Genomic DNA, 19,316 nt, shown 5'->3' on the forward strand with positions numbered 1-19,316 from the left:
CGCCCCAGCCGCCTGCTCGCCTGGCACGCCGGCTTCCGCCTCCGGCAGGAGTACGTCCACCACGCCACCGGGGCCGGCCGCGCTCAGGAACCGGCCGCGTCCCAGGCCGTGGTCAGCCCTTCGAGCCAGGCGGGCGGCAGCTCGGCGGCGTCCCACTCCTCCCGCAGCTCCGACGCCACGGTGAGGAGGCGCTCCAGCACGGCGATGCTGGTGGGGGAGTGGAGCAGGGAGTAGCGGCCGTGGATCGCGATGGCGCTGCCGGGCCCGTACTGCGCGTACATCTGCTCCAGGCGCGTGTGGTGGGCGGTGGCGAACCGTGTCAGCCGGCCCGCGTACCCGGTGCGCTCCCGGGTGCTCATCGTGCCGAGCACGGCGGTGAGCACCTGCTCGGACACCTCGGGATCGAGGTCGGAGACCGTGGTGAACGACAGGTAGAGCGGCAGCACGGCCACCTTCGCCCGCTCCAGCTCCATCCTCCCGGCCGGGGGACGCTCGTCCAGGGCGCGCCCCGAGGCATCGGCTCCGACGGCGTCCCGCAGCGTCCGCTCCGCGATGTCGCCCAGCTCGTCGGCGACGGCGCGGGCACCGTCGAGCCAGCCGGACGCGTACGGCTCGCCCTTCTCCGTCGGGGCGGTCCCCGCGCTCCCGCCGATCCGCTCGTGCGCGACGGCGAGCGTGCCCGCCTCGACGAGCCCGATCAGCTCCCCCGCGTCACCGGGGTGCACCCCCGCCCGGAGCAGGAGCTGGACGAGCGTCGTCTTGGCGTTGAGGACGCTGACCGCGTCCAACTGCTGTAGCCCTTCCCCGGCGGGGTTCATGGGGTCCTCCTCGTTGCATGGGGCGCATGAGCGAGCCTATGCAACGACCGTGCGGGTTCGGGCCCGCGAACCCCGGGGCCGCCCCGACCGGGCGGCGGCCGGGCCGGCGGGCCGGTCCGGTCAGTGGACCGACGCGGCCGTCGGGAGGGCGGGGCCGGGAGCGGGGGCCGCGCCGGCCGCCGCGATGAGCAGGTCCAGCAGGGCGAGCAGCACACCGCGTACGTCGTCGCGCTCGCGGGCGTCGAGCATCAGCACGGGGGTGTCGGGGTTGCGCAGGCGCAGGGCCGCGGAGATCTCCTCGGCGGTGTAGGGCTGTTCGCCGTGGAAGCAGTTGGCGCCGACCACGAACGGCAGGCCGCGGCTCTCGAAGAAGTCGACGGCGGCGAAGCTGCGGTCCAGGCGGCGGGTGTCGACCAGGACGATCGCGCCGAGCGCCCCGCTCAGCAGGTCGTCCCACATGAACCAGAAGCGCTCCTGGCCCGGCGTGCCGAACAGGTACAGCACCACCCCGGCTTCGGTGAGCGTGATCCGGCCGAAGTCCATCGCGACGGTGGTGACGGCCTTGGACTCGATGCCGTCGAGGTCGTCGACGCCCACGCCCGCGGCGGTGAGCCGCTCCTCCGTGCGCAGCGGTTCGATCTCGGAGATCGTCTCGACGAGAGTGGTCTTGCCGACGCCGAACCCTCCTGCGATGAGGATCTTCATGGCGGCCGCCTGCCGGGCAGGCTGGTCATATCCGGGCAAGGTTGTCCCTGATTCTCATGAGCAGGTGGACATTGGTGGTCTCGGCACCCTCCAGGGGCGGCTGGTGGTGGATCAGCCCGCGGTCCGCGAGCTCGCCGAGCAGCATCGTCATCGGGGTGAGGCGGATGTGCATCCGCGCCGCGATCTCGGCGACCGCCCGCCCGTCCGGCGGCATGCACATGGCCAGGACGGCCCGCCACTCGCTCGGCAGCCCGCTCCAGCCGTCCTCGGCGACCGCCGCCGTGATCGTGGTGTCCATGGTGAGGACGGTGCAGGAGGCGGCGGTACGGCCGTCGGTGAGCGCGTACAGCCGTGTCCGCCGGCGGCCCCGGGACCGCTGCTCCCGCAGCGGCCCCCCGGGTTCCGCGGACCCGTCCGGCCCGTCCGGCCCCTCGGGCCCCTCGTCCTCGGCCGCCCCTCCCAGGGCGGCCGAGGACGACGGCTCGCGTGGTTCCGCGCCCGCCGCCGGGTCCGGTGCCGGGTCCGTCACGTCGTCCGGCATTACGAGGCCGGAGGCTGCGCCTGTGCGCGCTCCGGCGTGCCCAGCCACTCGCCGAGCGCCTGGGCGGTCCGTACGGCCTCGCCGCCCAGTTCGCCCAGGCGGGCCTTGCGGGAGGTCACGACGATGAGGGTGCTGCCCTCCCCGCACCCGACGATGCACAGGTAGCGGTCGTCCATCTCGACGAGCTGGCGGATCACCCGGCCCCCGTCGATCTCTCTGGAGATCGCCTTCATGGTGGAGGCGATCCCCGAGCAGGCGGCGGCTATGCGCTCCGCCTGGTCACGTTCGAGCAGGTAGGCGCTGAGCCCGATCCCGTCGTTGGACAGGAGCACGGCGCCCTGGATGCCGGCGATCCTGCTCAGGTTGTTGTCCAGGACGCTGTAGATCATGTCGTTCTGTGTCGTCGTCATGGCTGATCCTGTCGGAGCTCTTCTTCCACTTTCTGGGTTCCGTGTTCGTAGTCCGCCCACGCGTCGGCCACCTCTTCGGGCGTGGCCGGGTCCGGGGCGACGACCGCCGTCTCCGGTGCCCGCGGCCCGCGCAGTCGTTCCGTCATATGGGTCTGCGGGACGCGCTCGGGGAGGGCGGGGCGTGCGTTCCGCCCGGGGAGGGCGGGGCGCGGAGCGTCGACGCCGTCGGGGGTGGCCGGCGGGTCCGGCCGGCGGCGGCTCGGCAGCCCGGCGGCGGTCGGCAGCGGGGCCGGGTCGGCCGCCTGCGGACCGGTCGCGGACGCCGGTACGGCAGCCAGCACCGGTACGGGCGCGGGGGCCGGCGCGGGCTCCGCGGCCGGGGCGGCGGGTACGAGGTCGGGGGCGTGGCCCGGCGCGGGTTCCGGGCGGGCGGGAGCGGGCACGCCGGGCGCGGAGGCGTCCGCCTGGGCCGGCTCCGCCGCGGCGGAGGCCGCTGGGACCAGGAGTTTCGCCGGCAGCACCACGACCGCCGAGGTGCCCCCGTACACCGAGCGCCGCAGGGTGACCCTGGCCCCGAGCTGGTCGGCGAGGTGCCCGACCACGAACAGGCCGAGCCGGTGCGCGTTCTCGGCGAGGACGGCGTACGGCGGGGCGGTGTGCAGGCGCTGGTTCATCTCCTCGTAGCGGGAGCCCGCCACGCGCGGCCCGCGGTCCTCGACCTCCACCGACAGCCCGTCGGCGACCAGTTCGGCGCGGATCACCACCTTGGAGCGGGGCGGGGAGAACCGGGTGGCGTTGTCCAGCAGCTCCGCCAGCAGGTGGCTGATCTGGCTGATGAACTGCGGTTCCACACTGGCCTCGTCCAGCGCCTGCCGCTCGATCCGCCGGAAGTCCTCGACCTCCGCGGCGGCTTCGCGCAGCAGGTCCGCGATGCGCATCGGCTCCGTGTGCGGGTCGGGGATCTCGCCGTCCGACAGGATGAGCAGGTTCTCCACCTGGCGGCGCATGCCCACCGTCAGCTGGTCGGACCGCATCAGCTGGGCGAGCAGGGCCTCGTCGTGGCCGAAGGAGTCCTGGATGTCCTCGGTGAGGGCGAGCTGGCGGCTCACCAGGTTCCCGGTGCGCGAGGCGATGCCCGAGGCGAACGCGCCGAAGCCGTGGCGCTCGGCCGCGAGCTGACGGTGCCCGTCCACGGACACGGCGACGACCCGGGCGAACGCGTCGTTGATCCGCCCGACCTCGTCCCGGTGGCCGGTGACGCGGGGCAGCGCGGACTCGTCCACGGGACGGCCGCTGTCGAGCCGGGCCACGACGTCCGGCAGGATCCGCTCGGCGACCGCCACCGTACGCCGGTGCAGCCCGTCCAGCCGGCGCAGCACCGACCGGGTGGTGAACACGACGACGGTCACGACCAGCAGCAGGCCGGCACCGCTCCCGCCGACCAGCCAGGCGACCTCGGTCTGCAGCGCGTCGGCCTTGGCCGCGCCCAGGGCGAGGACGCCCTTCGCGCGGTCGATGTTGAGCGTCGCCATCTGCACCGAGACGTTGCTGTGCGCCGCACTCCAACCGCTGACCTCGGCGGGCAGCTTGATGCCGGTGTCCGTGTCCTTGTTCTCGTGGATGATCGCGTTCTCGATGCGGACCTTCGTCTGCCAGTCCGGGGAGGAGACGATCCGCTCGTAGAACTGCCGGTCCCGCTGGGGCAGGTACGGCTCGACCCAGGTCTCGTACAGGTAGCGCTGGGCGCCGACGGAGCTGGTGAACTGGTCGAAGCCGGTGGAGCTGAGCTCCTTGGAGGGGCCCGCCAGGGCCAGGGCCGCGTCCTCGCGCGCCACCATCTCGGAGGCCGAGAGCATGGACACCACGGGACGGCTCGCCTGGGTGAGTTCGGCGTCCTCGGTGTGGCTGAACTCGTCCTGGTACAGGCGGATGATCTCGTTGATCGCCCCGGTGTAGGAGGCGAGCAGCCGGTCGGGCGTTCCGGTGCGGACGTCCGCCCGCTCCCGGTACCCGGCCAGGTCGCCGAGACGCCGGGTCACGTCCCCGAGGGAGGCGGTCGATCCGGCGGCCAGCCGGCGGAGATTGGCCGCGGCCCGGTCCGTGGCCATGCGCCGTTGCCGCAGCTCCTCCTCGGAGCCGGGGGTGCCCGCCCACCGGGCGGCGGTCGCCGTGCGCTCGGCCTGCAGGTCGACCAAAAGCGTGTACAGCGGGATGCCGATCTCCTCACTGGCCGCCACGTCGGCGCGCAGGTGCGCGGACTGCTCCAGCAGCCGCTCGGCGTTCATGACGGTCTGGGTCCCCATGGCCACGGTGGGGGCCACCGCCAGCCAGATCAGCAGGGTCCGCAGCCGCACCGTCCGCCGCCGCGGCTGCCGCTGCCGGGGCGTCACGGGTACTGCTGGGCCTTCGGGTTCTGTGGAAGACATCGTTCCTCGGGGGCGGCCGGACAGGGGCGGAGACGGGGTACAGCCAGTCGGGAGCGCGCTGATCATAACCAGCCACGCGGCGCGAACGGATACATTGAATCCGTTATCTACACGTGCTATGAGCTGGGCATTCGTTGCCAACCGGAGTCCTGATCGGAACCCAACCGCGATGTACCGGTGTCCCGGTCAGGACAGCAGGCCCCGCTCCAGCGCCGTGATCACCGCCGCCGTACGGTCGGACACCGACAGCTTCTTGAACGAGCGCAGCAGGTGCGTCTTCACCGTCGCCTCGCTGATGAACAGCCGCCGCCCGATGTCCGCGTTGGTCAGGCCCTGCCGGACCAGTTGCAGCACCTCGCGCTCCCGCTCGGACAGCACCGGCGCCTCCGGCACCCGCGCGGCCCGGAACAGCTTCGGGGCCAACGACGGCGTCAGCACCGTCTCGCCGCGCGCCGCCGCCTTCACCGCGTGCACCAGCTCCTCGCGTGAACTGCCCTTCAGCAGATAGCCCGCCGCACCGGCCTCCACAGCCCGCAGGATGTCCGCGTCGTCCTCGTACGTGGTCACGATGACCACCTTGGTCCGCGGCGACTCCCGCAGGATGTGCCCGGTCGTCGTCACCCCGTCCATCCCGCCCATCCGCAGGTCCAGCAGGACGATGTCCGGCTGCAACCGGGCGGCCTGCGGCACCGCTTCCTCACCGGAGCCGGCCTGCCCGAGGACCCGGATCCCCTCGTCCAGCTCCAGCATCGCGGACAGGCCCTCCCGGACCACCGGGTGGTCGTCGACGAGCAGCACCCCGATCGGCTCGCGCTCACTCACCGGCCGACTCCTGCACCACCGGGGCCAGGGGCACCGTCACCTCGACGACCGTGCCCGTGCCGGGGCTGCTGCTGACCTCTGCCATTCCGCCGATCTCCTCCACCCGGGCCCGCATCCCGCGCAACCCGTAACCGTTCCGCTCGCCGTCCTGCCGGCCGCCGCGGCCGTCCTCCGGAACGTCCGCCAGGACGGCGTCCGCCTCGAAGCCCGCGCCGTCGTCGCGGACCACGAGCCGTACCTCGTCCGGCGCGTACGCCACCAGCACCTCCACCCTACGGGCGTGCCGCGCGTGCTTGCGGACGTTGGCGAACGCCTCCTGCGCCGAGCGCAGCAGCACCACGTTGACGGCCATCGGCAGCGGCTGCTCCGCGCCCCGGGCCGTGCACCGCACCGTCAGCTCCGTCTCCTCCATCAGCAGGTCGGCCTGCCGGCGCACGGCCTGCACGAGGGAACTCTCGCGCAGCGCCGGCGGAGTGAGCGCGGAAACGAAGGTGCGCGCCTCGGCCAGGCTGTCCTGGGCCACCCGGCCGGCCAGCCCCAGCCGGGAGCGGGCCCGCTCCGGATTGGCCACCACCTCCGACTCGGCCGCCTGCACCAGGCTGATGATGCTGGTGAGGCTCTGCGCCAGGGTGTCGTGGATCTCCCGGGCCAGACGCTCCCGCTCGGCCGAGATGCCGGCCTGGTGCGACAGCCGGGCCTCCCGCTCCCGGCTGAGCCGCAGCTCGTCGATGAGCACGGCCCGGTCCGTGCTCTGCTGCACCACCCGCGTGATCCACAGCCCGAGCAGCACCGACAGGGCGATGCCCAGCAGCGAGATGGGCAGCACCGACATGATGTGGGGGTCGAACTGCCCGCCCCGCAGCCACACCACGATCAGCGGCCACAGGTTGGCCAGGACGACCAGCACGATCGCGGACGGCATCGGCAGGCTCATCATCAGCATGGGGACCACCGCGAACAGCGCGAAGGCACCCCCGAGGTCGAGCGTGCTGGAGGAGGCGAACAGCAGGAACAGCCCGGCGCAGAAGACCATGTTCCGCCGGCTCTTGGTCCGTAGGATCATGGGTCGGCGGCCGACACCCGCGTACCAGGGCACGATCAGGGTCAGCGCACCGATGGCGAACGCCCGGTGGACCTGGTCCTCTTCGGACGTGAACAGCAGAACGACGGTGACGAGGTAGGAGATGGCGAAGTAGCCGTCCCACAGCCCGAACCAGCGGCTCCCCGACTCGGGGCCGTACTGCGCGGTCGCCAGCGGGGACCGTGTGGGCCGTGGGGTCCGGGGGGAGCGGGAGGCCTCCTCCTGAGTGTGTATGCGCACGTCACCAGTCCTACCACGCGTGCTGACGCTGTCCGTCGATCGGTTGACAGCCGGTCCCACCGATCGGTCGTCCCGGCGGCCCGGACCCCCCGCCTACCGTGGGAGCAGCGGAGGGAGCACCGCCGCACGGGATGTCGGGGGAGTACGGAAAGGGCGGGGCCGGTCAGGTGGGTCAGTTCACGACGGCAGTCATCATCTGCGGGACGATCCTGGCCGTCATCCTCGCGACCGATTCCGGCAACCGGCGGATCACCGCCGCGCGGATCGCCGGCCCCACACTGGCGGCGGTCGTCGTCATCGGCGCCTGCGTGCACTCCTTCCCGACCGCGGGCAACGACCCCTCGCTGCACCTCGCCGCCCTCGGCACGGGGGGCATCTGCGGGCTGGTCGCGGCCTCTCAGCTCACCGCCCACCGGGACCGTGCGGGGGACGTCCGCAGCACCGGCGGAATCGGTCACGCGGTGGTCTGGGTCCTCCTGTCGGGCCTCCAGATCCTCTTCGCCTACGGCTGCGAGCACTGGTACGGGGCACGCATGAGCCGGTTCACCGCCGACTTCCAGCTCAGCGGCAGCGAGGTGCTGGTGAGCGCCCTCGCCGTGATGTCGCTGTCGATGGTGGTGGCCAGGACCGCGGTCGTGGTGTCGCGGCTGCGCGCCGTACGGGCCGCGACCGCGCCGCTCGCCGACGGGGACGGGAGGGCGAACTGAGAGCAGTGCGATACGGGTCGACCGCCGACCCGACCGATGTCCGCCGAGGTTTTGAGATCGTTCCAGGAATTTGGGTGAAGCAGTGCTAGACAACCATGAATTGAGGCTCCGGCCGCCCCGCAACCGGGTCGAGAGCCGTGCGATCGGCTGGTGGACCCTCCAGTCGTCGCTGTTCGCCCTGCCGCTTCCGCTCGTCTTCGGTGTGCTCTACCTCTGCATCCCGCCGGCGCGGCCGGTGTTCGGCTGGCTCTTCCTCACCACGCTCGTACCCGGGCTCCTGTACATGGCGGTCATGCCCTTCTGGCGCTACCGGGTGCACCGCTGGGAGATGACGGAAGACGCCGTCTACGCCGCCTCCGGATGGCTCTGGCAGCGGTGGCGCGTGGTCCCGCTGTCCCGCGTGCAGACCGTGGACATGCTCCGCGGCCCGCTCCAGCAGATGTTCGGGCTGTCCGGGATCACCGTCACCAGCGCCTCCTCCGCGGGCGCCGTGAAGATCAACGGGCTGGACCACCAGGTCGCCACCGGGCTCGTGGAACACCTGACCCGGACCGTGCAGGTCGTGCCGGGAGACGCCACGTGACCCGCGACGCCTCGGTGCAGAGCTCGGACGACACCACCGGGCAGGACGGCTGGGGCCGGCTCAACCCCCGCCTGATCCTCGTCAACCTGAGCGTGATGGCCGCCCCGGTGGCCATGTTCGCGGCCACCTCGGTCCTCACCGGCGGCGAGCCGAACCTCCAGGCCCTGATCACGCTCGCTTCCTTCTTCATCACCTGCCTCGTCATCGCCGGCATCAGCATCATGCGGCTCATCACCACCCGGTACCGGGTCACCGAGGACCGGGTGGAGCTCCACAAGGGACTGCTCTTCCGCAGCCAGCGCTCGGTGCCCGTCGACCGCATCCGCAGCGTCGACCTGACCGCCAACCCCCTGCACCGGATCTTCGGCCTCACCTCCCTGAAGGTCGGCACCGGCGAGCAGGGCGGCTCCGAGGCCGGCGGCCTGTCCCTGGACGGCCTCAGCGTCAGCGACGCGACGGCGCTGAGCCGGCACCTGACCGAACTGCGGCGGGCCCGCCGCGGCCACGCGTCCACCGGGGCCGACGCCGACGCCGCCATGGCCGAACTGGACTGGGCGTGGCTGCGGTACGCGCCGCTGACGGTCTGGGGCGTCGGCGGTGTCTTCATCGCCGTCGCGAGCACCTACCGCACGCTGCACGAGATGAAGATCGACCCGCTGGAACTCGGCATCGTCAAGGACCTGACGGACCGCTTCGGCTCCGTGCCCCTCTGGTTCGGCATCCTGGTGACGCTCGTCGTCATCGTTCTGATCGGCATCGTCGGATCGACGGTCACCTTCATCGAAGGATGGGGCGGCTACCGCCTGGAGCGCGCCGAGGCGGGCATGCTCCGCATCCGCCGCGGCCTGCTGATCACCCGCTCCGTCAGCATCGAGGAGCAGCGCCTGCGCGGGGCCGAGGTGGCCGAACCGCTGCTGCTGCGCTGGGCCGGCGGCGCCCGGCTGAAGGCCGTCGCCAGTGGCCTCGGCGACGAGGACGAGAACAGCAGCCGCAGCCGGCTCACCCCCGCCGTACCGCTGGCCCTGTCCCAGCGGATCGCGGCCGACGTCCTGGGCGAGGCCACCTCCCCGACGGCCGAGGCGGTGCTCGTACCGCACCCCCGGGCCGCCCTGCGGCGCAGGTTCAACCGCGCCCTGATGTACGCGGCCCTGGTCGCCGCGGTCCTCATCGGCCCCGGGCTGTGGCTCACGCCGGTGCTCGTGCACACCGGCTGGATCACCGGCCTGGCCCTGCTGGCGGTCGGCGCGGCCTTCGCCCTCGACGCCTACCGGAGCCTCGGCCACGCCCTCCACGGCCACTACCTGGTCACCCGCGCGGGCACCTTCAACCGCCGCACCGTCGCCCTCCAGCGGGACGGCATCATCGGCTGGTCCATCACCCGCTCGTTCTTCCAGCGCCGGGCGGGGCTGCTCACCCTCGGCGCGGCCACGGCCGCCGGAAACGGCGTCTACAAGGTCCGCGACGTGTCGGTGTCGGAGGGCCTCGCCTTCGCCGAGGAAGCGGTCCCCGGCCTGCTCGCCCCGTTCCTCGAACAGCACCGCCGCCACGCCCCCGGCTCCAACTGAACCGCCGGAGCCGGTACGGAAAACAGCACTGCACCCGACGGGCCTGTCGGGTGCAGTGCTGTTCTCGGGTGAGGCGCGGTCAGGAGGTCCGGACCGTCAGCGGGCCGGGGAGGCCTCCGTGTTCTGCGGCTGGGACGGGGGGCGGCCCGGGCCGCCGCCAGGGGGGCCCTGGGGAACGAAGTCCTTGGCGCGGATGAGGGCGAAGGCCAGGACACCGCCGACGAGCGCCAGGATGCCGCTGACGAGCAGCAGGTCGTTCAGGGACGTGGCGAAGCCGGCGTGGGCCGCGGTCCGCACCTGCTCGTGGAACTCCGCGGGGGCCGCGGAGATCGCCCGCTCGGGGGCGCCCATGCGGATGGCGTCCGCGATCTGGTCGGTGCGCCCCTGGAGCGCGGGGACGCCCGAGAGCCCGTCCCGCAGGGAGTCGTGCAGCGACGACGTGAAGATCGAGCCGTACAGGGCGATGCCGACGGCGATGCCGACCTGGCGGAAGGTCTGGTTGACACCGGAGGCCATGCCGGCGCGCCACACCTGGACGACGCCGACCGCGGTCGAGGCGAGCGGCGGGTTGACCATGCCGGCGCCGATGCCCGTGACGATGAAGCCGGGGATGAGGTGGGTCCAGCCCGATTCGGCGGTCACGCCCCGCATGAGCAGCAGGCCGATGCCGACCACGACCAGGCCCGGGCCGATCAGCCACTTGGTCGGGACGCGGCTCATCACCCGGCCCGTCACCATGGCCGCGACCAGGGTGCAGCCGGAGCTGACCAGCAGCCGGATGCCGGTGCCCATCGCGCTGAAGCCGAGGCCGTTCTGCAGGTAGAGCACGATGTAGATGAACATCGCGAACAGGGAGGCGTTCATCGCGAACGCCGCGATCGAGCCGCCCAGGAACGTCGGGGTCTTCAGCAGCGACAGGTCGAACATCGGCTCGGAGACCCGCGACTCGATCACCGCGAAGGCGATGAGGAACACCGCCGCCAGGCCGAAGCAGATCAGTACGCCCTGGTCGTCCCACGCGGTGTCGCTGGCCCTGATCAGCGCGTACACCAGGCTGAACAGACCCACGGTGAGCGGCACGATGCCCAGCCAGTCGACCCGGGAGGCGCGCGGCGGCCGGGACTCGTCCACCAGGCGCAGGGTGATGACGATCGCGGCGATGCCGATGGGCAGGTTCACCAGGAAGATGCCGCGCCAGCTGATCCCGCTGGTGATCACACCGCCGAGCACCGGGCCGAGCGCGGTCGCGACACCCGCGACGGCACCCCAGATGCCGAAGGCCGCGCCGCGCTCACGGCCCTGGAAGGCGCCGGCGAGCAGGGCGAGCGAGGTCGCGAACAGGATCGCGCCGCCGACCCCCTGCACGGCGCGCGACAGGACGAGCGTCAGCTGGTCCTGGGCGATGCCGCAGAGCAGCGATCCGGCGGTGAAGACCGCCAGGCCGATCAGGAACAGCCGCCGCCTGCCGTACAGGTCGGCGAGGGACCCGGACGTGAGCAGGAGCGCCGCGAGACTTAACGCGTAGGCGTCCGTCGTCCATTGCAGGCCGCTGAAGCTCGCGTGCAGGGACTGCTGGATGTCCGGGAGTGCGACTGCGACGATCGTGACGTCGAGCAGCAGCATGAACGTGGCGGCGCACACCACGATCAGCGTCCACCATTGGCGTTTCATTGTTCGGAGCCCTCCTCGGCTCGTAACTCGCGTTCATACAAACGTGGTTCAAGGAATCGGCGCATGCTAGCATGCTAGCATGCGTGCAGAAGTCAAGCAGTTCAACGTCTACTTGCCGGTGGATCTGATCCGGCAGATAAAGCACCATGCGATTGAGAACGAGCAATCGCTCTCGGCACTGGTCACCGAGGCGTTGCGCACGTATCTCGCCGACCAAGAGCAGGAACACTCGAAGGGAAAGCAGGCATGACCACCGAAGGTATCGAAGGCGTCTACCTCGAGACCCACAACTGGGGCAAGGCGGCCAAGTTCCTCCAGGCGCTTGGCTACAACGTCGAGTTCTCGACCGAGGAGGGGTCGGGGATGCTCCGCAACGGCAACGGCGCGTACGTCCTGCTCGCCGAGGTCCCCGAGGACCAGAAGCCCGAGGCCCAGGTCGTGCTCCGGGTCGCGGACGCCGGTGAGTTCGACGCCGACCCGTCCCTCGACGTGGTCCAGCCGTTCGAGGACACCCACTACGGCACCCAGGAGATGAAGGTCCGCGACCCCGACGGCCGCATCTGGAGCCTGCAGGCGCCCAAGAAGTGACGCCACGGCAGCACTGACCGGCCGCGGCGGCCCCTGTCGCCGCGGCTCCGCGGGCGGTCCTCCCGCGACCCCGGTCGGTCGATCGACGCAGGCTGCCTCATGCGCCCCATGCTCCGCCTCCCCGGCGCGCCGGCCGCCGAGTTGACGGATGATCCGTCAACTCGGCGGCCGTGCCGGTCGACCTGACACATGTGCGCCACGATTCTTTGGCCGGTTCACAGCGGCTCCCCATGATTTCGGCTGATTCAGCCCATCGGCCGAACGAACACCCCCGTACCTCCGCCGTTCGGGGTGCGGGCCGACGCGGGTAGGCCACGTCACGGGAGATTGCGCATGTCCGATCAGAAGAACACGGCGGAATTGGTCGTCATCGGCAGCGGGGTGATCGCGGCCTCCGTCGCCTATCACTGCGCCGCAGCGGGTGTCGACGTCGTTCTGCTCGAGCGGGATCAGGCCGGCGCCACCGCGACCCAGACCGCCGGCGCATTTCGTACGTATTTTCCCGGACGGGTGTACGACTCGGAATTGGTCGTGCGGAGTCTGGCCGATTTCCGATCGTTCGGCAGCACCCTGGGGATCGATCTCGAGGTGGCCGAGACCGGAATGCTCGTGGTGGCGACGACCCCCGAGCAGGCGGCCGAACTGGAGGCCGAGCTGCCCGCACAGCGCGAGGCGGGCGTCCGGCTGGAGCAGCTGACCGTCGCCCAGGCCGTCGAACGGAACCCCTGGCTGGATCCGGCCGGCGTCGAGTTCGCGCTCTGGTGCCCGCAGATGATCCGCCTCAGGGCGGACGAGGTGCTCCGCGGCTATCTGGCGGGCGCCCGCAAGCACGGTGCGCGCGTGGTCACCGGAGTCACCGTGACCGCGCTGGACGCGTCCACCGGCCGTGTCGCCACCTCGGCCGGCGACTTCACCGCCGGAGCCGTCGTGATCGCGGACGCGCAGGGCAGCGGGGAGGTCGCCGAGCTGGCCGGCCTCAAGCTTCCGGTGTGGGGCCAGTTCGCAGAGCTGTTCCGCACCGACCCGGTCGGCGAAGAGGTCGTCACGACACCGTTCACGTTCCACCCCGGGGCCGGGCTGAAGACGATGGGGATGGGGCCGTCCTTCCTGGTCGGGCTGGAGCGCTTCTCCACCGAGCCGGGCATGCGGGACATCTGGCTGCGGGAGGCCACCGAGGAGGTGGGGCGTTGGTACCCGCGCCTGCGGGGCGCCACCCTGCACAGTGCGTGGACCGGAACCCTCGACATCACGCCGTCCAGGTCGGGGATCGTCGGCCGGGCCGACGGCGGGCACGAACGCATCCTCTTCGCCACCGGGTTCACCGGGCACGAGCTCAGCCAGGCGCCCGCCGTAGGGAAGATCGTCCGGGACCTGCACCTCGGCCGGCACCCCGGCGTCGACATCACGCCGTTCTCGCTGGCCGCCAACGAGGTGTGACCGCACGCGATCCGGCCTGACCGCCGGCTCGGCCGCAGGGCCGCCCACCGTTCACCGTGGGCGGCCCTGCTGCGTTTCCGGGTTGCTCCGGCGAGGGCGCCGCCCCGGATGTGACCAGCAGACATGGGGAATCCTTTACCTCTCATTTACCTGAACGAATAATTCCGGCAGCGTTGCGGCGGTGCCGGAATTTGGTATTCCCTAAATGGGGTCGTGGCTTGAAGTGACACAGAACCTCGGATTTGACAGAAAAATCAAGCCTGTCGATCGGGCGAACGGCCTCTATCCCTATATTCGATTCGCGACGGCATCGAGCCCGTTGTCGGTATCCAACTCCCTGGAACCTGTCATGCGCTCTCTCCTGGGCGACAGGGGCCGAATAGCAGGAGATAGGAGTACAATGCGACAAATTGAGATCGCCTGGGAGCCCATCGGCGCCAAGGTTCGTGTCACCCTCGACGAGGGGCGCAACTCCGACCTCGTCGAGCCGCTTTGGGCGTCATTGCCGTACAAGACCCTGCAGGGTCACGCCCTCGTGGCCGGCGACTGCTTCTACCACGTGCCGCCGGCCCACGATCTGCTCCACGCGGTCCCGGATTACAAGGTGAACCGGAAGATCCAGCCCAACGGCACGGTCTTCCTCTCCCCGGTGCAGCACCTGACCATCAAGTACGGCGAGCTCACCGAGCCCATGCCGACCTCGCCCATCGGGCAGGTCGTGCCCGAGGACGTCGACCAGCTGCCCAAGATCGGGCAGATGATCTGGGAGTCCGTGTACGGCAACGGCGAGCCGATCATCGCCCACGTCCGGCGCGTGGACGGCCCGGCCGGCCACGGCGTGAAGCGGGTCGACGTCGGCAACGAGAAGCTCCGCGGGCTGGTCGAGCGGATCGCCGCGGAGACCGAGCGGGTCCTGGTCGACCCGACCGACGAACTCCTCGACATCCACGAGGGCAAGTCCCGCGGCACCTCCGGGGCCGGCACGAAGAACTCGGTCCTCACGACCCTGGTCGCCGTGAACGGCGAGACCCGTCCGCTGGGATACGTGAACTACACGACCCTCGTGCGGGCCGGCCGGAACATCGAGATGCCGCTCTCCTCGCTGATCGAGCTGGCGAAGATCCTGCTCGTGAAGCCGACCGAGTTCCTCGGCTACACCGGAATGAACACCCTTTGGGACATCACCAAGGAAGTGGTCGCCGCATTCGACGTCATCACCACGCGCGAGGACTTCGTCGCCCTCATGGCGCAGATGGCCACGTACGTGAATGCGCTCGGTGCCTGGAACCTGCAGCTGTTCCCGTGGGACATCGAAGGCGACAACTGGACCTACCGTCCGACCATTACGAGGGGTGCGAATGTCTGAGCAGAAGAACACGGCGGAAATGCTGGTCATCGGCGGAGGGGTGATCGGCACGTCCATCGCCTACCACGCCGCAAAGGCGGGCGTTGACGTCGTGCTCGTCGAGAAGAACCAGTTCGGGTCCCGGACCACCTCCCAGACCGCCCGTGCCTTCCGCACCTATTTCCCCCGGAAGCCGCACGACTCCGAGCTCGCGACGCGCAGCCTCGCGGATTTCCGGCAGTTCGCCGCGACCACGGGCGTCGACGTCGGCCTGGAGGACCTGGGCCTGCTGACGATCCTCACCAGCCCGCAGCAGGCGGCCGAGCTGGAGGCCGACCTGGCGGACCACCGCGAGGCCGGCGCCGCGGTGGAGATGCTCACGGCCGAGCAGGCCGTCGAGCTCAACCCGTGGCTGGACAAGGACACCATCGAGGCCGCGGTCTGGAACCCGGCGACCTACCGGATCAAGCCGGAGGCGATCGTCCAGGGGTACGCCGAGGCCGCGCGGCAGCACGGCGCCCGCCTGTACTCCCACGTCTCCGTCACCGGGATCGACAGCGCCAGCGGCGTGGTCACCACGACGATGGGCGACTTCACCGCCGGCGCGGTCGTCATCGCGGCCGGTCCCTGGAGCGGCGACGTCGCCAAGCTGGCGGGCCTGGACCTGCCGGTGTGGGGGCAGTTCGCCGAGCTGCTGCACAGCGACCCGCTCCGCACCGACCGCGACATCCACAACCTGCCCTTCACCTTCCACCCCGTGTCCGGGCTGAAGACGATGGGCATGGGCAAGTCGATCCTCGTCGGCCTGGAGCGCATCTCCAAGCAGGACGGCCTGCGCGACATCTGGTACCAGGCCGCCGTCGACGAGCTGCCGAAGTGGTACCCGGAGCTCGACGGCCTCAAGCTGCACAGCGCCTGGACCGGCACCCTGGACGTCACGCCCACCAAGTCGGCCATCATCGGCAAGGGCAGCGGCCAGCACGACCGGATCTTCTTCGCCGGCGGCTTCACCGGCCACGGCCTGGCGCAGGCCCCCCTCGCCGGCCAGATCATCCGGGACCTCTACCTCGGCAAGGCGCCGGGCGTCGACCTCACCCCGTACTCCCTCGCCACCAACCTGGCCCGTCTCGAGGCCTTCTGAGCAGGTCATTTCACGCGGCGGGCGGTGCCTTTGCGGCCCGCCCGCCGCATTCCTGAGAGGTGTAGACGATTGTCGCCGGTACACGCTTTGACTGAACAGTGGCAGGGCCAGGCGCCCACGCCGCTGAACCCCGACACCGCCTTCAACGGCTTCATCTGCGCCCACGTGCTCCACGCACTGGAGCGCCTCGGACTGTTCCAGAGACTCCAGGACGACGGCTCCGTCGGGATCGCCGCGTTCTGCCGGGAGAACGACCTCGATCCCGCCGTCGTCCGCTCCCTGGTGAGCGGCGCCGAATCCTTCGGATACGTCGACGTCCGCGGCGACCGCGTCGAGGCGACCCGCAGCGGCGAGGACGTCCGCCAGGCCATCGGCTTCTTCACCTGGGGCGTCGGCGGCTACCACGACATCTTCGCGAACGCCGCCTCCGTCGCCCGAGGGGACCGCCGCTTCGGCGTCGACCTGCACCGCGACGAGGGCATGGTGGCCCTCGGCTCGGCCCAGGCCGACAGCGCCCTCATGCGGCACCTCCTGGACCAGGAGATCGCCCGGCTCGACTTCACCACCCTCGTCGACCTCGGCGCGGGCGTCAGCGAGCGGGTCTCCCGGCTGGTCAAGGGACGCCCCGGCAGCCGCGGGATCGGCATCGACATCAGCAAGTCCGCCACCGAACTCGGGGCGGAGACCGTCGAGCGCTACGGGCTGCGCGGCACCGTCGAGCCGGTGTGCGCGGACGTGCTGGACATCCTGTTCAACGACCACCGCGTCGAGGGCGCCGACCAGGCCGACGTCGTGATGAGCTTCATGTTCCTGCACGACCTGCTCGTCGACCCGCAGCGCCGCGACCAGGTGATACCCCGCCTGCGCGCCGCGTTCCCCAAGGCGAACACCTTCCTGCTGGGCGACACCACCGTCCGGCCGAGGAACGGCGACGGCACCCTGCCGATCTTCTCCAGCGGCTTCGAACTGGCGCACGCCCTCATGGGCGTCCCGATCTACACCCGCGAGCAGTACGAGGAGCTCTTCGACAAGGGCGGCATGCGCCTGCGCAACGCGGTGCCCTTCGGCGCGCCGCACACGTACCTCTTCGTCCTGGAGGCAGCGTGACCACCCCGACCACCCAGACCCTCCGGACCACCGCGGAGATCGTGTCCGAGCTGCCGATCCCGCTCGCGGTCGCAGGACACCACCAGCCCGCCCCCTTCTACCTGACCGGCGACATGTTCGGCGGCATGCCGGTGCAGATCGCCGGCGGCGAGCTCAGCACGCTCGTCGACAAGCCGGTCGCCGCGCCGCACACCCACGACGTCGACGAGATCTACCTCCTCGTCTCGCCGCTTCCGGGCCAGGCCCGCATCGAGGTCCACCTCGACGGGGTGGTCCACGAGCTGACCTCCCCGGCGGTCATGCGCATCCCGGCCGGCAGCGTCCACCAGTTCGTCACCAAGGAAGCAGCGGTGGGCAGCTACTGCTTCGGCATCCTGTTGGGATCCGACCTGTGACTGCGCCCGCCCGGCCGGAGCCGAAGGTCTACAACACCAGCGTGCCCGACGCGGACTCGATGGTGCGCCTGCACCTGAGCGAGAGCCCGTACGGCGCGAGCCCCGCCGCGGTCGCCGCCGCGACCGGGGCACTGGAACGCGTCAGCCGCTACCCGTCGCCGCAGCGGGACACCCTCGTCACGGCGCTCGCCGCGCACTGGGGCGTCTCCGAGGACCGGATCGCCGTGGCCAACGGCAGCGACGAACTGGTGCTGGCGACAGCGTTGACCCTCGGGGACCTCGCGCGGCCCGGCCTGGTCACCGCGGGAACCTTCCCCGGCTACCGGGAGGCCCTCGAACGCATCGGCCGCGGAGCCGTCGCCCGGCCCCTGCGCGACGGGGTCATCGACATCGGGGACTTCGCGGACGCACTGCCCGAGCACGGCATCGGGTACGTGTGCAACCCGCACAACCCCTCGGGGACGGCCCTGGCGAAGGAGGACTTCGCCGCCCTGGTCGCCGCGGCGCGGGCGAGCGGTGTGCCGCTGGTCTTCGACGAGGCGTACCAGGAGTTCAGCGACCCGGGCCTGCCCCAGACCCGGGACTTCCTGGACGGGGACGCCCCGGTGCTGGCGCTGCGCACCTTCTCGAAGGCGTACGGGTTGGCGGCCCTGCGGATCGGCTACGCGGTCGGCCCCGCCGACCTCATCGCCGAAGTCCGCCGCACCCTGACCGTCCTTCCCTTCAGCGTCAACCGCGTAGCCCAGGCGGCTGCCCTGGCCGCGCTGGCGGACCAACCGTTCCTGGACGGGATCCGCAAGGGCGCCGCGCAACGCCGCGAGTGGTTCTACGCGGAACTGGAGCGGCGCGGCCACCAGTACGTGCCGTCGGAGACCAACTTCGTCGCCGTACGGGTCGACGCCTCCCGGGAGGCACAGGACGCACTCGCGAAGGAGCACGGGATCCTCGTCCGGGACACCGGCATGTTCGGCTACCCCGGCCACCTGCGGGTCTCGCTCGGCACCGAGGACGAACTGCGCACCTTCCTCGCGGCACTCGACCGGATCACCGCCGCGTAGACCCGACACCCCACATCCGACACCCCACACCCGACACCCCACACCCGACACCCCACACCCGATACCCGCACCCGAACAACCAAGAGGTCGAGAATGGTCAATCCGATTCCGGACGGCTACGCGGAGCTGACGGCCTACCTGTCCGTGGACGGCGCGAGCGAGGCGATCGCCTTCTACGCCGAGGCCTTCGGGGCGCAGGAGCTGGCCCGCTCCACCGCACCCAACGGCAAGATCATGCACGCGCAGATCAGGATCGGCAGCACGATCGTCATGCTGTCCGACGAGCTCAAGGAGGCCGGACTGCTCGGCCCCCACGCCATCGGCGGCTCCCCGGTCACGCTGTACCTGTTCGTCGAGGACGTCGACGCCACCTTCGCCCGAGCGGTGAAGGCCGGTGCGACGCCGCAGCGAGAGATCCAGGACCACTTCTTCGGCGACCGGACCGGGCAGGTGCTCGACCCGTTCGGTCACCGGTGGACGATCGCCACCCACATCGAGGACGTGCCGCACGAGGAGTTCGAGCGGCGCGCCGCCGAGCACATGCGCAAGGCGGTCGGCGGCTGACACCGCCGACCGGCCCTGCTGACGGCCCGGGGGGGGGGGGGGGGGGGGGGGGGGGGGGGGGGGGTGGGGGGGGGGGGGGGGGGGGGGGGGGCGGGGAGGTAGTGGGAGGGGA

At 71.2% G+C, this 19,316-nt stretch carries 20 protein-coding genes; 12 read left to right on the top strand and 8 right to left on the bottom strand.

All coding sequences use genetic code 11. The annotated features are described in order from the left end of the window. Positions 1-83: 83 nt before the first annotated feature. The 7 genes from ACZ4VL_RS03890 to ACZ4VL_RS03920 form a co-directional block, all read right to left on the bottom strand. Entirely contained in the window at positions 84-818 is a 735-nt protein-coding gene (locus tag ACZ4VL_RS03890) for a hypothetical protein (protein ID WP_468195447.1), read from the bottom strand. Between the two features lie 120 nt (positions 819-938). Further along, positions 939-1,523 carry a GTP-binding protein gene (locus ACZ4VL_RS03895; protein ID WP_468195450.1) on the bottom strand — a complete coding sequence of 195 codons (585 nt, stop codon included), beginning with the start codon at positions 1,521-1,523 and terminating at the stop codon, positions 939-941. A gap of 25 nt (positions 1,524-1,548) precedes the next feature. Then, positions 1,549-2,052, bottom strand: coding sequence for a DUF742 domain-containing protein (locus ACZ4VL_RS03900; RefSeq protein WP_468195452.1), 504 nt, complete (start codon positions 2,050-2,052; stop codon positions 1,549-1,551). An 11-nt stretch (positions 2,053-2,063) separates the two neighbouring features. Next, positions 2,064-2,474, bottom strand: coding sequence for a roadblock/LC7 domain-containing protein (locus ACZ4VL_RS03905; RefSeq protein WP_361085880.1), 411 nt, complete (start codon positions 2,472-2,474; stop codon positions 2,064-2,066). Beyond that, positions 2,471-4,900 (bottom strand): sensor histidine kinase, encoded by a 2,430-nt coding sequence (locus ACZ4VL_RS03910; RefSeq protein ID WP_468195455.1) that lies wholly within the window; start codon positions 4,898-4,900, stop codon positions 2,471-2,473. The genes ACZ4VL_RS03905 and ACZ4VL_RS03910 overlap by 4 nt, the downstream gene beginning before the upstream one ends. A 186-nt stretch (positions 4,901-5,086) precedes the next feature. Next, entirely contained in the window at positions 5,087-5,722 is a 636-nt protein-coding gene (locus ACZ4VL_RS03915; protein WP_468195458.1) for a response regulator, read from the bottom strand. After that, positions 5,715-7,043 (bottom strand): sensor histidine kinase, encoded by a 1,329-nt coding sequence (locus ACZ4VL_RS03920; protein WP_468195460.1) that lies wholly within the window; start codon positions 7,041-7,043, stop codon positions 5,715-5,717. Before ACZ4VL_RS03920 ends, ACZ4VL_RS03915 begins: the two co-directional genes overlap by 8 nt. A 167-nt stretch (positions 7,044-7,210) precedes the next feature. On the opposite strand from ACZ4VL_RS03920, the gene ACZ4VL_RS03925 reads away from it, so the two are divergent. From ACZ4VL_RS03925 to ACZ4VL_RS03935, 3 genes are all read left to right on the top strand, one after another. Beyond that, the gene (locus ACZ4VL_RS03925; RefSeq protein WP_468195462.1) at positions 7,211-7,750 is read left to right on the top strand and encodes a hypothetical protein; all 540 of its coding nucleotides are present in this window, start codon (positions 7,211-7,213) and stop codon (positions 7,748-7,750) included. A 100-nt stretch (positions 7,751-7,850) separates the two neighbouring features. Beyond that, positions 7,851-8,333: a PH domain-containing protein gene (locus ACZ4VL_RS03930; protein ID WP_468195464.1), complete on the top strand. Its 483-nt coding sequence runs from the start codon at positions 7,851-7,853 to the stop codon at positions 8,331-8,333. Then, the gene (locus ACZ4VL_RS03935; protein WP_468195467.1) at positions 8,330-9,898 is read left to right on the top strand and encodes a PH domain-containing protein; all 1,569 of its coding nucleotides are present in this window, start codon (positions 8,330-8,332) and stop codon (positions 9,896-9,898) included. The genes ACZ4VL_RS03930 and ACZ4VL_RS03935 overlap by 4 nt, the downstream gene beginning before the upstream one ends. A gap of 96 nt (positions 9,899-9,994) precedes the next feature. Here ACZ4VL_RS03935 and ACZ4VL_RS03940 read toward each other — a convergent pair whose 3' ends face one another. Beyond that, positions 9,995-11,569, bottom strand: a complete 1,575-nt coding sequence (locus ACZ4VL_RS03940) for an MFS transporter (RefSeq protein WP_468195469.1) — start codon at positions 11,567-11,569, stop codon at positions 9,995-9,997. A gap of 79 nt (positions 11,570-11,648) precedes the next feature. Here ACZ4VL_RS03940 and ACZ4VL_RS03945 point away from each other — a divergent pair, with 79 nt between their 5' ends. The 9 genes from ACZ4VL_RS03945 to ACZ4VL_RS03985 all read left to right on the top strand — a co-directional run bounded on the left by ACZ4VL_RS03945 (position 11,649) and on the right by ACZ4VL_RS03985 (position 19,204). Continuing rightward, the gene (locus ACZ4VL_RS03945) at positions 11,649-11,819 is read left to right on the top strand and encodes a ribbon-helix-helix domain-containing protein (protein ID WP_385804543.1); all 171 of its coding nucleotides are present in this window, start codon (positions 11,649-11,651) and stop codon (positions 11,817-11,819) included. Beyond that, on the top strand, positions 11,816-12,157 hold the full coding sequence (locus ACZ4VL_RS03950; protein WP_468195474.1) for a VOC family protein: 342 nt from the start codon (positions 11,816-11,818) through the stop codon (positions 12,155-12,157). The genes ACZ4VL_RS03945 and ACZ4VL_RS03950 overlap by 4 nt, the downstream gene beginning before the upstream one ends. A gap of 333 nt (positions 12,158-12,490) precedes the next feature. Continuing rightward, positions 12,491-13,594, top strand: a complete 1,104-nt coding sequence (locus ACZ4VL_RS03955) for an NAD(P)/FAD-dependent oxidoreductase (protein ID WP_468195476.1) — start codon at positions 12,491-12,493, stop codon at positions 13,592-13,594. 400 nt (positions 13,595-13,994) lie between these two features. Beyond that, complete coding sequence (locus ACZ4VL_RS03960; protein ID WP_468195479.1) at positions 13,995-14,960, top strand: cucumopine synthase-related protein; 966 nt, start codon at positions 13,995-13,997, stop codon at positions 14,958-14,960. Beyond that, positions 14,953-16,080: an NAD(P)/FAD-dependent oxidoreductase gene (locus ACZ4VL_RS03965; protein WP_468195482.1), complete on the top strand. Its 1,128-nt coding sequence runs from the start codon at positions 14,953-14,955 to the stop codon at positions 16,078-16,080. The genes ACZ4VL_RS03960 and ACZ4VL_RS03965 overlap by 8 nt, the downstream gene beginning before the upstream one ends. 87 nt (positions 16,081-16,167) lie before the next feature. Beyond that, on the top strand, positions 16,168-17,187 hold the full coding sequence (locus tag ACZ4VL_RS03970; protein ID WP_468195485.1) for a class I SAM-dependent methyltransferase: 1,020 nt from the start codon (positions 16,168-16,170) through the stop codon (positions 17,185-17,187). Then, positions 17,184-17,582 (top strand): cupin domain-containing protein, encoded by a 399-nt coding sequence (locus tag ACZ4VL_RS03975; RefSeq protein WP_468195488.1) that lies wholly within the window; start codon positions 17,184-17,186, stop codon positions 17,580-17,582. Before ACZ4VL_RS03970 ends, ACZ4VL_RS03975 begins: the two co-directional genes overlap by 4 nt. Beyond that, positions 17,579-18,640, top strand: a complete 1,062-nt coding sequence (locus ACZ4VL_RS03980; protein WP_468195491.1) for a pyridoxal phosphate-dependent aminotransferase — start codon at positions 17,579-17,581, stop codon at positions 18,638-18,640. Before ACZ4VL_RS03975 ends, ACZ4VL_RS03980 begins: the two co-directional genes overlap by 4 nt. Positions 18,641-18,733: 93 nt before the next feature. Further along, a complete protein-coding gene (locus tag ACZ4VL_RS03985) occupies positions 18,734-19,204 on the top strand; it encodes a VOC family protein (protein ID WP_468195493.1) in 471 nt (156 codons plus the stop codon). Positions 19,205-19,316 lie beyond the last annotated feature (112 nt).

The sequence above is a fragment of the Streptomyces sp. NPDC029014 genome, from assembly GCF_055564695.1.

Coding starts and splice junctions, on each gene's coding strand:
- ACZ4VL_RS03950 (WP_468195474.1), top strand. CDS start 11,816: ATGACCACCGAAGGTATCGAAGGCGTCTACCTCGAGACCCACAACTGG.
- ACZ4VL_RS03985 (WP_468195493.1), top strand. CDS start 18,734: ATGGTCAATCCGATTCCGGACGGCTACGCGGAGCTGACGGCCTACCTG.
- ACZ4VL_RS03965 (WP_468195482.1), top strand. CDS start 14,953: ATGTCTGAGCAGAAGAACACGGCGGAAATGCTGGTCATCGGCGGAGGG.
- ACZ4VL_RS03895 (WP_468195450.1), bottom strand. CDS start 1,523: ATGAAGATCCTCATCGCAGGAGGGTTCGGCGTCGGCAAGACCACTCTC.
- ACZ4VL_RS03905 (WP_361085880.1), bottom strand. CDS start 2,474: ATGACGACGACACAGAACGACATGATCTACAGCGTCCTGGACAACAAC.
- ACZ4VL_RS03910 (WP_468195455.1), bottom strand. CDS start 4,900: ATGTCTTCCACAGAACCCGAAGGCCCAGCAGTACCCGTGACGCCCCGG.
- ACZ4VL_RS03960 (WP_468195479.1), top strand. CDS start 13,995: ATGCGACAAATTGAGATCGCCTGGGAGCCCATCGGCGCCAAGGTTCGT.
- ACZ4VL_RS03940 (WP_468195469.1), bottom strand. CDS start 11,569: ATGAAACGCCAATGGTGGACGCTGATCGTGGTGTGCGCCGCCACGTTC.
- ACZ4VL_RS03945 (WP_385804543.1), top strand. CDS start 11,649: ATGCGTGCAGAAGTCAAGCAGTTCAACGTCTACTTGCCGGTGGATCTG.
- ACZ4VL_RS03890 (WP_468195447.1), bottom strand. CDS start 818: ATGAACCCCGCCGGGGAAGGGCTACAGCAGTTGGACGCGGTCAGCGTC.
- ACZ4VL_RS03955 (WP_468195476.1), top strand. CDS start 12,491: ATGTCCGATCAGAAGAACACGGCGGAATTGGTCGTCATCGGCAGCGGG.